Source organism: Mesorhizobium sp. WSM4820 (genome assembly GCF_055811075.1).
This window is the reverse complement of record NZ_JBVVQN010000003.1, coordinates 65,387-79,552: the sequence shown is the minus strand read 5'-3', so window position 1 is coordinate 79,552 and position 14,166 is coordinate 65,387. Positions and strand designations below refer to the sequence as shown.

Annotated in this window: 11 protein-coding genes; 7 read left to right on the top strand and 4 right to left on the bottom strand. The window is 62.9% G+C overall.

Annotated features, from left to right (window positions below; all coding sequences use genetic code 11):
* The first annotated feature begins 154 nt into the window (after positions 1-154).
* Positions 155-793 carry a 2-dehydro-3-deoxy-phosphogluconate aldolase gene (locus tag AC0L2R_RS06335; protein WP_128247081.1) on the top strand — a complete coding sequence of 213 codons (639 nt, stop codon included), beginning with the start codon at positions 155-157 and terminating at the stop codon, positions 791-793.
* Between the two features lie 153 nt (positions 794-946).
* Here the strand turns inward: AC0L2R_RS06335 and mepK are convergent, their stop codons facing one another.
* On the bottom strand, positions 947-2,830 hold the full coding sequence (gene mepK / locus AC0L2R_RS06330; RefSeq protein ID WP_473508135.1) for a peptidoglycan L,D-endopeptidase MepK: 1,884 nt from the start codon (positions 2,828-2,830) through the stop codon (positions 947-949).
* 376 nt (positions 2,831-3,206) lie between these two features.
* A complete protein-coding gene (locus AC0L2R_RS06325) occupies positions 3,207-4,736 on the bottom strand; it encodes a sigma-54-dependent transcriptional regulator (RefSeq protein WP_473508134.1) in 1,530 nt (509 codons plus the stop codon).
* Positions 4,737-4,927: 191 nt separating this feature from the next.
* On the opposite strand from AC0L2R_RS06325, the gene AC0L2R_RS06320 reads away from it, so the two are divergent.
* The 4 genes from AC0L2R_RS06320 to AC0L2R_RS06305 all read left to right on the top strand — a co-directional run bounded on the left by AC0L2R_RS06320 (position 4,928) and on the right by AC0L2R_RS06305 (position 9,851).
* Entirely contained in the window at positions 4,928-6,766 is a 1,839-nt protein-coding gene (locus tag AC0L2R_RS06320; protein ID WP_473508133.1) for a M3 family oligoendopeptidase, read from the top strand.
* 351 nt (positions 6,767-7,117) lie between these two features.
* Positions 7,118-7,924, top strand: a complete 807-nt coding sequence (locus AC0L2R_RS06315) for a proton-conducting membrane transporter (RefSeq protein WP_473508132.1) — start codon at positions 7,118-7,120, stop codon at positions 7,922-7,924.
* A gap of 170 nt (positions 7,925-8,094) precedes the next feature.
* Entirely contained in the window at positions 8,095-9,240 is a 1,146-nt protein-coding gene (locus AC0L2R_RS06310; RefSeq protein ID WP_027153236.1) for an aminodeoxychorismate synthase component I, read from the top strand.
* On the top strand, positions 9,189-9,851 hold the full coding sequence (locus AC0L2R_RS06305; protein WP_473508131.1) for an aminotransferase class IV family protein: 663 nt from the start codon (positions 9,189-9,191) through the stop codon (positions 9,849-9,851). The genes AC0L2R_RS06310 and AC0L2R_RS06305 overlap by 52 nt, the downstream gene beginning before the upstream one ends.
* Positions 9,852-9,971: 120 nt before the next feature.
* Here AC0L2R_RS06305 and aztD read toward each other — a convergent pair whose 3' ends face one another.
* A complete protein-coding gene (gene aztD / locus AC0L2R_RS06300) occupies positions 9,972-11,183 on the bottom strand; it encodes a zinc metallochaperone AztD (RefSeq protein WP_473508130.1) in 1,212 nt (403 codons plus the stop codon).
* Between the two features lie 85 nt (positions 11,184-11,268).
* On the bottom strand, positions 11,269-12,255 hold the full coding sequence (aztC, locus tag AC0L2R_RS06295; RefSeq protein ID WP_473508129.1) for a zinc ABC transporter substrate-binding protein AztC: 987 nt from the start codon (positions 12,253-12,255) through the stop codon (positions 11,269-11,271).
* 372 nt (positions 12,256-12,627) lie between these two features.
* Here aztC and AC0L2R_RS06290 point away from each other — a divergent pair, with 372 nt between their 5' ends.
* Together AC0L2R_RS06290 and AC0L2R_RS06285 are read left to right on the top strand one after the other, a co-directional pair.
* Positions 12,628-12,945, top strand: a complete 318-nt coding sequence (locus tag AC0L2R_RS06290) for a Fur family transcriptional regulator (RefSeq protein WP_473508128.1) — start codon at positions 12,628-12,630, stop codon at positions 12,943-12,945.
* A 153-nt stretch (positions 12,946-13,098) separates the two neighbouring features.
* Entirely contained in the window at positions 13,099-14,103 is a 1,005-nt protein-coding gene (locus AC0L2R_RS06285; protein ID WP_473508127.1) for a CobW family GTP-binding protein, read from the top strand.
* Positions 14,104-14,166: the final 63 nt, after the last annotated feature.

Genomic DNA, 14,166 nt, shown 5'->3' with positions numbered 1-14,166 from the left:
CCGCCGCGCGGAGCAGCTTCTCCTTTGGTGGCCTTTGACGGCCGGTCTGACGGACTTGCCGGCAGCGCGTGACATCGCGACACGCCTCGCTTCGTGGACAGAAAACCGGCCTTCTGCTAACCGATTGAACGGATCAATACCGGAGAGACGACAAATGCCCAGCAAGACCGAAAAGCTCCTGTCGCTCCTCAACGGCCAACCGGTTATCCCGGTGCTGAAGATCGCCAATCTCGCCGATGCCGTGCCGCTGGCGCGCGCGCTGGCGCGCGGCGGCCTGCCGGCGATCGAGATCACGCTGCGGACCGCTGATGCGCTCAAGGCGATCCGGCTCGTGGCAAGCGAGGTCGAGGACGCCATCGTCGGCGCCGGCACCATTCTGGACATCAGCCAGTTCGACGAGGCGGCGGCAGCCGGATCGAAGTTCATCGTCAGCCCCGGCATCACCCGCGAGCTTCTGGCGGCGGCGAAGGACAGCGACGTTCCGTTGCTGCCCGGCGCCATCACGCCCGGTGAGATCATGGCCGCCCGCGAGGCAGGCCTGCGCTTCCTGAAATTCTTCCCGGCAGAACAGTCGGGCGGCATCGCCTCGCTCAAGGCATTCGCCTCGCCGCTCGCCGATGTCCAATTCTGCCCGACCGGCGGCATCACCGACAAGAACGCCAGCGACTATCTGAGCCTGCCCAACGTCATCTGCGTCGGCGGCTCCTGGGTGGCGCCGGACGATTTGGTCAAGGCCGGCAAATGGGACGAAATCGAAGCCCTGGCGCGCGCCGCGAGCAAGCTCGGGCGATAGAGACAACTCTCACCCCAAGCAGACCAATGCATGCCGCGCAAAAGCATGCCCTCGGGCCTGACCCGAGCGCGTGCAGCGGTTTTGCGATAACGACATGCATAAAAAAAGCCGCGCGGGTTACCGGCGCGGCTTTTTTATTGGTTGGTCGATCCGCTACTCGGTCCTGAAGCGGGCGACCGACAGGAACTTGACGGCTTTGCCGGTGAACCGGTTGGCGTCGGCCAACTGATCGTCCGCCTGGAAGCCCACGGTATAGACTTCGGTTGGGGGCGTGTGCACGATATTGTAGGCGTAGCGCTGCGCCGTCGTCGCGCTGGAGACGGTGGCGACATTCTCGCCGCTGTTCAACGCCCAGCGCGCCGCCGTCGGCTCGGCGGCGACTACCACGGACTTGGGACCAGGCTTCAGGTCACGGGCGGTTGCCCTGGCTGCCTTGCGGGTGGTCTTCACACCCGTGCCGATCGCCGCGGCCGGATCGGAGCCAGCCGGGCGGGCAAAGACAGCCTCGCGCGGCGATGCGGCATTGCCCTTCGCCAGCTCACCGAGGACCTCGCTTGGCTGGGAGAGCGAAGCGACCTGGTATTCGTCGGTTGCGCTGACCCGTTCGAGGACGGCTTTGACCGCGTCAGACTGGACTGCGGCAGACTGGACCTGGTCAGGCTGGGCCAATTCGGGCTGGGCCAGATCGGGCCGAGCCGACGGCAGCACCGAGAACACATCGGTAGCGGTCTTGCCGTGCCCGGCGGTATCCGCCAGCGCCAGAAGCACAGCCTTGTCCTGCGGCGCAAGGTCGGCCGCTGCAAGGTCGGCCGGCAACGAGTGATTGGGGCGCCAGGTCGGCAACGGAATGTTGTTGGCGGCAACCTGCGCCGCATCGGCGACAACGGACGGTTCGGTCATGCCGAAGGGAGCGTTCGCCGGCGCTTGCGCGGTCGTCACCGCCTGTTCGGTGGTGGCGGTGGCATCCGCCACGCCGAACGGAACGTTTTCGGGCGGCTGAGCGACATCGGCCTTCGGACGCGGGGCGAAATCGGGCAGCGGCACGCTGCGCGCCGGCAGCGCCGCGATGATCGTTTCCGGCGTGTCCTCCTCCGGTTCGGGAGCAGGCGCATCGGCGATTTGCGGAATCTCGGCGCGCTTCGCATTCTCAGGCGACACGATGGCAATGCCCGGAAGCTTGCTGTCCCTGGCGGCCGGCGCCGGCTTCGCGGTCGCCAGCTTCACATTCGCCGGCTTGACGGTTGACTTCGGCGTTGGCGCGACTGCGACATCGGCGCTGTCATCGGCCTCGTCTTCACCGCCGCCGAAGAAAGCCGCCAGCAGACCGCCGGATCTTTTGGCACCGCCACCTGCGCTGGCCATTTCGATGGCGGGAGCGCCGGCGCCCTTGCGCGCCTTGTAGGAGGCGAGCGCCTGTGAATAACCGGGCAGCGGCTTGCCGTCGCTCGGCACATGCAGCGTCTTGCCGTTGGGGAACACGCGCGCCAGTTCCTGGCGGCTGATGCCAGGCCAATGCCGCACATTGCCGACATCCATGTGGACGAAGGGCGAGCCGGACCTCGGATAATAGCCGACGCCGCCACCCTGCATCCGCAGACCGATGTCGCGCAGTTTCTTCAGCGGCACGCCGGGAATGTAGAAATCCATGGCCCTGCCGAGCGTATGTTGGCTTTTCTTGGCAACGCCCCTGCTGCGGCTGCGCAGCATCGAGTTCGTCGACGACGAACGGTAACCGCACACGACCTGGATATAGTCGCGGGCGCCGCTCTGCCTATAAGCCTCCCAGACCAGGTCGAGCAGGCGCGGATCCATCTTGGTCGGTTCGTTGCGGCGCCAGTCACGCAGGATGACGTTGATCTTTTTCAGACCCGCCTGATCGTAGCGGCCGCCGCGCTTGAAGACGATCTCCGCCTTCTCTTTGGTGTGCAGGTTGTAGAGTTTCAGCGAACGTGTCTGGGCGCTGGCGCCGGTCGCAGCCGCTGCAAGGAAGCCAAAGGCGAGAATCACCGCTGCCAGCCATCTCGGCCAGGCGCTCATGTGATAGTGCCGCCCGTTTGTGTGTCGTTCGACTTTGTTCAAATCAAAAGGCCTTGCAGGCTGCCGTTTGTCCCCGGATTTGACCAACGGATGCGGTGGTGTTCACATCCGAATATCGATCCTAATGGTTAATCATCGCTTATTGAAGCCGAAATGCGGTAACACCGTGGCGATATCCCGTCAAAAATATTGCACGGGGTTTCTTGGTAAACTGCTGGTTTAGATCATGTTTCTGGCTTTGCCTGAACACGATCTGTTACCAGACGCCTCAATGCGTGAATACTGCCGGCAAGCGCGTCGCCCGACCGCGTCACGCCCGATTCGCGACTGTCGATTGTCCTGATGCCAGGTTGGGAAGCTGGTCCGGGCTTGCCTGTCAGGAAGCAAGCCGGTCGATACGGCCCGTTTCCGGATCGATGCCATATTCCTTGAGCTTCCTGTAGAGCGTCGAGCGGCCGATGCCAAGACGGCGGGCAACTTCGCTCATCTGGCCGTTATAATGGTCGATGGCGAGCTTGATCATTTCGAGTTCGACATCGGCCAGCGCCCGCACATTGCCGCGTTCGTCCAGCGCCCGCAGCGTGCCGAAGCGGGGCTGCTGCCTGGCAGGCGGATCGAGCTCGGTCACAGCGATGCCATTATTGGCGCCCTCGCCCAGCGGCTCGGTGACCAAAGGCAACGCGGGCAACCAGTCATGCGCATCGAGGTTGACGGTGCCCTCGACCTGCGCCCGGATCTGCGGAAACTCCTCCTCGGTGAGCACATCGCCTTCACAAAGCACTGAGGCCCGGAAGACGGCGTTTTCCAGCTGGCGGATGTTTCCCGGCCAGTCGTAGGCCTGCAGCATGGCGAGCGCCGCAGCCGAAATGCCGTGCAGGCGATGACGTGGACCGCTGGGCGCAACCTTGTCCAGAAAATGCTCGACCAAATACGGAATGTCGTCGCGACGATCGCGCAGCGGCGGCACGAAGATCGGATAGACGTTCAGGCGGTAGAACAGATCCTCACGGAACTTGCCGTCCTTGACCTGCTGCAGAAGATTGCGGTGTGTCGCCGAGATCAGCCTGATATCGACCCTGACGGTCGAACGCCCGCCGACCGGATCGACCTCACCGTCCTGCACGGCGCGCAGCAGCTTGACCTGCACGTCGAGCGGCAGGTCGCCGATCTCGTCGAGGAAGAGCGTGCCCGAATGCGCCTCGACGAACTTGCCGGTGTGTTTTTCGGTGGCGCCGGTGAACGAGCCCTTCTCGTGGCCGAACAGGATCGATTCGACCAGATTGTCGGGGATGGCGCCGCAATTGACGGTGACGAACGGTTTTGAGCGGCGATCGCCGCTGCCCTGGATGGCGCGCGCCACCAACTCCTTGCCGACACCGGATTCGCCCTCGATAAGGATCGGGATGTTTGACGCGGCCGCCTTCTGGCCGAGACGGATCACCCGGTCCATCGCCGGGCTGTGCGTGATCATGTCCTTGAAGGTCAGATGGCCGCCGCGCCGCCGCGACGTGCGCTTCACTTCCCCCTCGACCGCCTCGACTTTGAGCGCGTTGCCGATCGATGCCTGCAGCCTGTCGGGAGATGCCGGCTTGACGACGAAATCGAAAGCCCCGTGACGCATGGCCGAAACGACGGTCTCGATGCCACCCTGGGCGGTTTGCACGATGACCGGAACCTGGATGCCGCGCTCACGCATCGCCTTCAGCACGCCGATGCCGTCGAGGCCCGGCATGACGAGGTCGAGGATGACCACCGACACGTCGCGCGCCTTGGGCCCGTCGAGCGCGTCGAGACCGGCCTCGCCGCCATCCGTGATGATCGCGCTGTGGCCGAATTTCGTCACCGCCGCCTCGAGCAGCCTGCGCTGCACGGGATCGTCATCGACTATGAGTATGGAACCTGTCATGACTGGTTCAACGATGCTCGCCCAATATGCCCACCCCACTGTGCCCACCCAATGGGGAACCCTATGGATCATCCTGGCACAGGGTTCTAAATAAGATTTCAAAAAACCCGGTGAACGAATTGCTTAGGATTTGACCGGCTTTCTCATCCCCTTGATTCTTTGGCCCTTTGACAATCTGGAAAGTGTCGGCAATGAGCATGGTTTTTAGTCGGCAGCTTGCGGCGGCGGCATCCGGTCAGGGCGCGGCGGAGCTTGGTGATCTGCCGGAATGGGATCTCGCCGATCTCTATTCCGGCATGGACGCCCCCGAGCTGAAACGCGACATTTCAAAGGCGCTCGCCGATGCCATCAGCTTCGAGAGCCGCTGGAAAGGCACGCTCGCCGCCGAGGCGGAGCGGGCCGACAGCGGCAGGCTGGGCGAGGCGCTTGCCGCCTATGAGGCGCTGGAGGAACTGATTGGCCGGATCGTCTCCTATGCCGGACTGATCTACGCCGGCAACACCGCGGATCCGCAGCGCGCCAAGCTCTATGGCGACATTCAGGAGAAGATGACCGACGCCAGCGCGCATCTTCTGTTTTTCGCGCTCGAACTGAATCTTGTCGACGATGCCGCGATCGAAACCGCGCTTGCTGCCGATCCCGCCTTCGCTCACTACCGGCCGTGGGTGCTTGATCTGCGCATGGACAAACCCTACCAGCTCGAAGACAGGGTCGAGCAGCTTCTCCACGAGAAGTCGATTACCGGACGCGGCGCCTGGAACCGCTTGTTCGACGAGACGATGACCGACCTGCGCTTCGACATCGATGGCGAAGAGCTGACCCTGGAGCCGGCGCTGAACCGCCTCCAGCACGCCGATGGCGAGGTGCGCCGCCGGGCTTCTGAAGCGCTGGCCGCAACCTTCCGCAAGAATCTGCGCACGTTCACGCTGATCACCAACACGCTGGCCAAGGACAAGGAGATCTCCGACCGCTGGCGCGGCTTCGCCGACATCGCCGATTCGCGTCATCTCGCCAATCGCGTCGAGCGCAGCGTGGTGGATGCGCTGGCCTCAGCCGTTCGTGACGCTTACCCGCGCCTGTCACACCGCTACTACGCGATGAAGGCGCGCTGGCTCGGCATGGAAGTGATGAGCCACTGGGACCGCAACGCGCCGTTGCCGGAAACCCCGCAAGCGATCATCGGCTGGGACGAGGCCAAGAACACGGTGCTTTCCGCCTATCAGCGCTTTTCACCTGACATGGCGGAGATTGCCCGGGTTTTCTTCGACCGCAACTGGATCGACGCGCCGGTAAGGCCTGGCAAGTCGCCGGGCGCCTTCGCGCATCCGACCGTGCCGTCGGCGCATCCCTATGTCCTGCTCAACTACATGGGCAAGCCGCGCGACGTGATGACGCTGGCGCATGAGCTTGGCCACGGCGTGCATCAGGTGCTCGCCGCAGGCCAGGGGGCGCTGATGGCCTCGACGCCGCTGACACTGGCCGAGACAGCGTCCGTCTTCGGCGAGATGCTCACCTTCCGCTCGCTGCTGGACCAGACCACCGACAAGCGCGAGCGCAAGGCCATGCTTGCCCAGAAGGTCGAGGACATGATCAACACGGTCGTGCGCCAGATCGCTTTCTACGAGTTCGAGCGCAAGGTGCATGCCGAGCGCAAAAACGGCGAGTTGACATCGGACAGGCTCGGCCAGTTCTGGCTGGAGGTGCAGGCGGAAAGCCTCGGGCCGGCGATCAAGCTGCGCGAGGGTTACGAGGTCTTCTGGAGCTATATTCCACACTTCATCCATTCGCCCTTCTACGTCTACGCCTATGCGTTCGGCGACTGCCTGGTGAATTCGCTCTACGCGGTCTATCAGAATGCAGAGCGTGGCTTTCAGGACAAATATTTTGCCATGCTGCGCGCCGGCGGCACCAAGCATCATTCCGAGCTCCTGGCTCCCTTCGGTCTTGATGCCACCGATCCTGCTTTCTGGCAGATCGGCCTTGGCGTGATCGGCGGGCTGATCGACGAGCTCGAAGCTTTGGACAATTGACGCACAGCGCTGAACATCCAGGTTCGACAGAACAGATTAGCCGCAATGCATATTGAAGGCCATTCTATTCTTTCCCTAAATATCTGTTCTTAAATAACTCTCCATGGAATTTTTCCGTTAGCTTTCCGGAAGCTGTATGATAGCGTCCCGCCTCAAGCTCAGTCGGCGCGGCCAAATCTTCGGCCGGTCACGGCGCTTCGACGATTGCGACAGCGCCGTTGGCCATGGCAGGAAACCGGTCGCCGACAGCGCGATTTAAGCCGGCTGTTCCACGAGCAGCGGAGCCACCATTGAATGGTCCTTGTGCCAAGGTCCCAGGCCACGGCAGATGGATCGGACTGGAGAGAGACAATGGGCACTTTTTTCTACATGCTCCTGGCGTTCCTGGTAGGTGTGTTGGCTGGCTGGTTCATCTGGGGACGCCCGCGTGGCGATCTCGACAGCCTGCGCGGTGACATGGACCGCACCCGCAGCGAGCGCGACAGGCTGCGCACCGACGCCGACCGCCTGACCCGTGAGCTGGAAGTATGCCGCGGCGCCCGCGCCGACCTGGAGCGCCAGTTGGGCGAGGCGCAAGGCACCAAGGCCGGTGCGACAAAGGCAGCAATCCCGGCACCGCCGGCATTGATGGCGACATCCGCGCCGGCCAACACGACGCCCGCCAAGGCGACGCCGGCCAAGACCGGGCCGGCTAGGTCCGGGCCAGCAAAGACCACGTCCAAGAAACCGGCGGCCGGGAAGGCGGCAGCCGCGCCGAAGGCCAGTGCATCGAAAGCGAGTGCATCGAAAGCGAGTCCGTCGCAGGCAAGTGCGCCAAAACCTCCCGCATCGAAAACCAGCGCTGCACCAAAGAGCGTTGCGCCAGCGGCAAAGAAAGCCGCGACAACAAAGGCGGCGGTGGGCAAAGCCAGCAATCTGCGTCGCCTGATCGGCATCGGCCCGGCCAACGAGCGACTGCTCCACGAGCTCGGAGTGACGACCTACGCGCAAATCGCCGCCTGGACGGCCGCCGACGTCAAGCGGATCGAGGAGACGTTGAACTTCGACGGCCGCATCGAGCGTGAGCGCTGGATCGAGCAGGCGAAACTGCTTGCCGCCGGCGATGAGGAGGAATTCGCACGCCGCTTCCCGACCGCGGGGACCGGGAGCAACACCTGAATTGCCTGCCGGCATCGAGCACATAAGGAACCGGCGACGCCCGCGAGGTGCCGCCGGTTTGTTTTGCACTAGCTGCGTTTGCGTCTTGAGACGCCGGTCTCTCGATTGCGCGCGATCGAGCCGCCATATAGAGCGATAGCTGGCGTCATCGATCGCAGCATCCGAGTCCCATGCCCCTGCCCTCTGCAATTTTTCGAAATGACGAGCGCGCTCATCAGCTCGTCTTCGACCAGCCGGCCGACATCATCGTGGCGCATGAGGCAGAGGATTTCCTGCCGGCGCTGGACATTGCGCAGGCCGCGCATGACGCCGGCAAATGGCTGGCCGGCTATTTCTCCTACGAGGCCGGCTACCTGCTCGAACCGAAACTCGTTCCGCTGCTGCCGGGCGGACGCCGCGCCCCGCTTGTCTGCCTGGGGATCTTCGACGCGCCTGTCGAACAGCCGGTCGTGCCCGGCAACGCGCCGTCGACCAACGGCCCGATCTTCAATGCCAGGGCCGCCTGGACTTCGGAAGACTACGCGAAACGCTTTGCGCGGCTCCACAATCACATTCGCAAGGGTGATTGCTATCAGGGCAATTTGACCTTTCCGGTTCATGCGCAATGGTCGGGCGATCCGCTGGCCGCCTTCGACGCGCTGACGGAGCGCCAGCCGGTGAAATACGGCGCGCTGATCGCGCTCGGCGATCCGGTCGTCTTGTCGCGTTCGCCGGAACTGTTCTTCGAGATCGACGCCGCAGGCATGATCGAGACGCATCCGATGAAGGGCACCGCCCCGCGCGGCGCGACCAAGGCGGAGGACAAGCGGCTGAAGACGTTCTTGCTCAATGACGAGAAGAACCAGGCTGAGAACCGGATGATCGTCGATCTCCTGCGCAACGACATTTCGCTGATCAGCGAAGTCGGCACGCTGGAGGTGCCGGAGCTTTTCCGCATCGAGAGCTACCCGACCGTCCACCAGATGGTGAGCCGCGTGCGGGCCAAGCTGTTGCCCGACCTCACCATCCGCCGGATATTCGCTGCGCTGTTTCCATGCGGATCGATCACCGGCGCCCCGAAAATCCGCGCCATGGAAATCCTGCACGATCTGGAAGCCACGCCGCGCGACGTCTATTGCGGCGCGATCGGCTGGATCGCGCCCGGCGGCACGATGCGCTTTTCGGTGGCCATCCGCACCATATCGCTCTTTTCCAGCGGCGAGGCCGTCTACAATGTCGGCGGCGGCGTCGTCTTCGATTCGACGGCCGAGGAGGAGTATCAGGAGTGCCTGCTGAAAGCACGCTACGCGACGGGAACACCGCCGATTTCGAGCTGATCGAAACCATGCGCTGGCAGCCGGGCCAGGGCTTCCTCCGTTTCGACCGCCATTTGGCACGCCTTTATGGCTCGGCGGCCGAACTGGGTTTTGCCTGCGATCCGCAGAAGGTCGGCGAGATGCTGAGGAACGCCGTCGACCGGCCTGACATGGCCTTGCGCACACGCCTGGTCCTGTCGCGCAGCGGCAAGGTGACGGTCTCGGCGCTGCCTTATGAGCCGCACGCGGCCGACAAGGTCTGGAGGCTGCAACTGGCGCAGGTGCGGCTTCAATCAAGCGACACGCTGCTGCGCCACAAGACGAGCCGCCGGGACATCTATCAGCGGGCGCGCGCCGAATATCTGATCAGCCGGGCCGACGAAGTTCTCTTGGCCAACGAGCGTGGCGAACTCTGCGAGGGCACGATCACCAATCTGTTTGCCGATTTCGGCGATGGCGTGCTGGCAACGCCGCGGCTCGATTGCGGCCTGCTGCCTGGCGTCCTGCGCGGCGAATTGCTGGATGAAGGCCGCGCCCGCGAAGCAATCTACAGCCTGGACGATCTGAAGTCGGCCAAAGCGCTGTTCGTCGGCAATTCACTGCGCGGACTGATCCCGGCGCGGCTGGGCTGAAACGCAATCGAAGCGATACAACCTGTGATTGCGAATCGCTTGTCTCCCCTTGAGTTGTAAAAGATGCGTCCGGCCCGAGAAGAATGGGCCGGACGCGTGGCAGCCGCCTGGGAGGAGCGACTATTCGCCTTCGTGGGTCTGACCGGAGCCGCCGACGGAAACGATGTTGAAGGGCTTGCCTCCGACGGCAATGTCGCCGGTTTTCTCGAACGACGTCGCGTCAACGACATGCAGCACGCCTTGCAGGGGATCAGTGACCACGACCTTGTCGCCGGCGACCGCGACACGCGGCCTCGGATCGCTCCAGTGACCGTCCATCGAATAGGGGTCGGTCAGCTTGAGCGAGTTTGCGATCTCCCCCTTCACCACGTCGAGTTGGTGAAGCTGGCCGTCCTCGGTGAAGACGTAGGCGAATTTTGCACGAACGGGGTCGATCGCGAAATGCACGCGGCGCGTCGGAAGGTCGATCAGCCGGAATGCGTCGCTCTCGATGGTCGGATCGATCAGCACCACCTTGTCGGCGCCGTAGTTGCCGAGGAAATATTGCAGGCCTCTGCCGCCGATCAGCGTCGTCGTTTTGCCATCCGGCAGGCTGTCGGCATAGGGCAGATGACGGATCGCCGGGCTGCTGTCGCCATGGCTGACGACAAGCAGGCCGGTCGCGCAGGCGAAAGCCAGGATATTGCCGGAAGACGCCTCGCCGTGGAGGTCTGGGCAGGCGTGGACGCCGTCGATCGGCGCGCCGGCTTTGTCAGCGACCCTGATCCCGACCGGGAGTTCGTCCGGCTTCTCCCGGTTCGGCTCCGAAAGGAGGACATGGGAGCCATAGGCGACTGCGACGCCATGCTGCGGCGCGTCGGTCTTCACTTCCCTGAAATCCGGCTTGCCTTCCAGGACGGATTTTTCGGAGATGATGCGCACGACACCCTCGCCGTCGAAAAAAACGGCGAAGTCGCCGTCATGCTCGACGAAATGCGACGGCTTCTTGCCCGTGATCTCGACGCCGGCAAGTTTTGGCGCTTCGACGTCGATGTCGCCGTGCTCGCCGTGGTCCTCGAAGGAAATGCCGCTCGCGATCCCGGCAACGACGCCGGCCGAGCCCTGCACGGCAAACACCGTCCTGCCGCTTTCGCTGCGATGGAGCGACGCCGGCCCTTTGATCTCGAACGTGTCGAGCTTTTCGCCATCGACCGCATCGATTACGGTCACCTTCGGGTCCGCGTGGTCCGAGATGAAGAGGCGCCATGCGGTCACCTCCTCGGCATGGCCAGCACTTGTTGATAGGGACACAAGCAGCGCGATGGCCGTGGCTGACGCCCAATTTGTCTTCACGGTATCCTCCTTGAATGTTATTACATAACTCGTTGTGATCGATGAAGAGGCGGATTGCTCCGCCTTTCCATCACAGGGCTGGCGGTCAGCTCCCGAGGATCGCGCCTTTGATCGTCGTGATGTTGTGCCGCATCATCTCGAGATAGGTCGCAGCCGGCCCGTTCTTATCCGACAGGGCGTCGGAGTATAGCTCACCGCCGACTTTCAGGCCCGTCTCGCTGGCGATCTGCTCGATCAGGCGCGGATTGGTGACGTTCTCCACGAAGATTGCCGAAGCCTTGTCTTGCCTGATCTGTTTGATCAGGGCCGCGACGTCGGAGGCTGAAGCCTCGGATTCGGTGGAGACGCCCTCCGGTGCCAGGAATTTTATGCCGTATTCGTGTTCGAAATAGCCATAGGCGTCGTGGGAGGTGATGATCGTGCGCTTGTCCTCGGGGATCTCGGCGACGGCGGCTTTGATCTCCGCTTCCAGTGACTCGAGCTGCTGGCCGTATGATTCGGCATTGGCCCGATAAGTGTCGCAGCCGGCTGCATCGGCGGCACAGAAGGCGTCGGCGATGTTCTTCACATAGAGTTCGGCATTGTGCACGGACTGCCATGCATGAGGATCGGACTCGCCGTGATGGTGGTGCCCTTCCTCATGGCCCTCTTCCGCCGCCGCGGCGTGTCCTTCCCCGGCTTCGGCGGCTTTGTCGTGATCGTGATGAGCTTCTTCCTCGGTGTTGGGCAACACCTCGCCGCCTTTGCTCAATTCGACGATCGGCGCCTTCGTGGCGCTCGCCTCGACGAGACGCTGGAGGAAACCCTCGAACTGGAGGCCGTTGACCAGCACCACGTCGGCGGAACCGACGGTTGCCGCGTCGGCCGGTTTCGGTTCGTAGACATGGGCGTCGCCATTCGGGCCGACCAGCGTGATGATGTCGACACGATCGCCGCCGACATTCTTGGCGAAATCGGCGATGATCGAGAAACTGGCGACAACCCTAAGGTTCTCGGCAGCGGCCACCGACGGAGCGATTGGCAACGATGTTAAAGCGCCTATCACGGCGGCGAGTTTTAGCGTCCTGGACATTCGACCGACTCCTTTGTTCAAGCGGTTCGGGGGGGAGATGCGCCGGACGCGTCGCGAGCAGCCGCGCGCCCTGGCAGAGATAAAAGGGAATGTCGATCGTGCCCGCCGACAAATGATCGTCGTCCTGCACGATCCCATCGAGGCGCGCTGTTGCGGCCCAGCGGCAGGTCTTGAAGCGTCAGGTCTTGAAAGATCACACAAGCAGCCATTCGATCCATCACCGCGGGAGCCATCGAAGTCAGCCCCGCTCTTGACGATCCGTTATGTTATGTTATCACGCTCGTCAATCCAAAATGTTATACTATAACTGACGCCCGCCATTGTGCTCAAAACTGCCTGGAACCAAACTGCTGGAAAAAGGGGGAACAGCGGATGCCTGGACGCAACCAGCAGCTGGTACTCGACGCGCTGACGCGCTCCGAGAGGCCGATGGGGGCCTATGAACTGCTTGGACTTCTTCGCCAGGAAGGGCTCCGCTCACCGCTACAGATCTATCGCGCTCTGGATCGGCTCGTCGAGCAGGGCCTGGTTCACCGGATCGAGAGCCTGAGCGCGTTTGCGCTCTGCGTCCACAGCGAATGCGGCAGCCATGGGCGCGCCGCCTTTGCAATCTGCGCGAATTGCGGGCGGGCAAGTGAGGTTCATGACCCGGCATTGGAGCGGGTGCTGCGCCGGATTGCCCGACGGTAGGGCTTCCAAACCAACTCTGCCACGGTGGAGCTTTCGGGTCTATGCGAGGCTTGCGCGCATTGAAAAGACGCCGGCCTTCCGTCTACGGGCGATCCAATCGGCTCGCGCCTGACCCAGCTTCAATCCGCAACAATCCAACATCCGGAGACGACCATGCCGCTTGAAGCCTCCCAGAAAATGCCCGTCACGGTTCTTACCGGCTACCTCGGCGCCGGCAAGACGACGCTGCTCAACCGCATCCTGTCCGAACAGCACGGCAAGCGTTACGCCGTGATCGTCAACGAGTTCGGCGAGATTGGCATCGACAATGACCTCATCGTCGATACCGACGAAGAAGTCTTCGAGACGAACAACGGCTGCATCTGCTGCACGGTGCGCGGCGATCTGATCCGGATCATTGAGAGCTTGATGCAGCGCAGGGACCGTTTCGACGCCATCCTGATCGAGACGACCGGCCTTGCCGATCCCGCCCCCGTCGCCCAGACCTTCTTCGTCGACGACGATGTCAGGCAGAAGACGACACTCGACGCGATCATCACCGTCGCCGATGCCAAGCATCTCCTCGGCGAACTGGATCATGCGCATGAGGCGCAGGAGCAACTCGCCTTCGCCGATATCGTCATACTGAACAAGACCGACCTGGTGGCGCCGGCCGAACTCAAGGCAGTGGAGGCGCGCATTCGCAGGATCAACCCGACGGCTGCGATCAAGCATTCCATACGTTGCAACGTTCCACTCGACGAGGTTCTGGATCGCGGCGCGTTTGATCTGAACCGTGTCCTCGAAGTCGAGCCGGACTTTCTCGACGCGGGCCACGACCATGTGCATGACGATCTCGTCACCAGCTTCTCTCTCGTCACCGAAGCGTCGATCGATCCGCGCAAGTTCTTGCCGTGGATCCAGATGATCACACAGAAATTCGGCATCGACATGCTGCGCATGAAAGGCATCCTGGCGTTCAAGGGCGATGAACACCGCTTTGTCGTTCAGGCCGTCCACATGCTGCTCGAAGGCGACCACCAGCACCCCTGGAAAGAGGGGGAGAAGCGCGTCAGCCGCCTGGTATTTATCGGCCGCAACCTGCCCAAAGACCTGATCGAAGACGGCTTCCTCAAATGCCGCGCCGAAATGGACTCCCTGGTGGCGCTGAATGCATAGGGGCAAGGCCGACGACAGCGCGCGTCCTTTATCCCGTTGCCGAGCGCCTTCGACTTCGGGACG

Coding starts and splice junctions, on each gene's coding strand:
- AC0L2R_RS06285 (WP_473508127.1), top strand. CDS start 13,099: ATGCCGCTTGAAGCCTCCCAGAAAATGCCCGTCACGGTTCTTACCGGC.
- AC0L2R_RS06325 (WP_473508134.1), bottom strand. CDS start 4,736: ATGACAGGTTCCATACTCATAGTCGATGACGATCCCGTGCAGCGCAGG.
- AC0L2R_RS06310 (WP_027153236.1), top strand. CDS start 8,095: ATGCCCCTGCCCTCTGCAATTTTTCGAAATGACGAGCGCGCTCATCAG.
- aztC (WP_473508129.1), bottom strand. CDS start 12,255: ATGTCCAGGACGCTAAAACTCGCCGCCGTGATAGGCGCTTTAACATCG.
- AC0L2R_RS06320 (WP_473508133.1), top strand. CDS start 4,928: ATGAGCATGGTTTTTAGTCGGCAGCTTGCGGCGGCGGCATCCGGTCAG.
- AC0L2R_RS06335 (WP_128247081.1), top strand. CDS start 155: ATGCCCAGCAAGACCGAAAAGCTCCTGTCGCTCCTCAACGGCCAACCG.
- AC0L2R_RS06290 (WP_473508128.1), top strand. CDS start 12,628: ATGCCTGGACGCAACCAGCAGCTGGTACTCGACGCGCTGACGCGCTCC.
- AC0L2R_RS06315 (WP_473508132.1), top strand. CDS start 7,118: ATGGGCACTTTTTTCTACATGCTCCTGGCGTTCCTGGTAGGTGTGTTG.
- mepK (WP_473508135.1), bottom strand. CDS start 2,830: ATGAGCGCCTGGCCGAGATGGCTGGCAGCGGTGATTCTCGCCTTTGGC.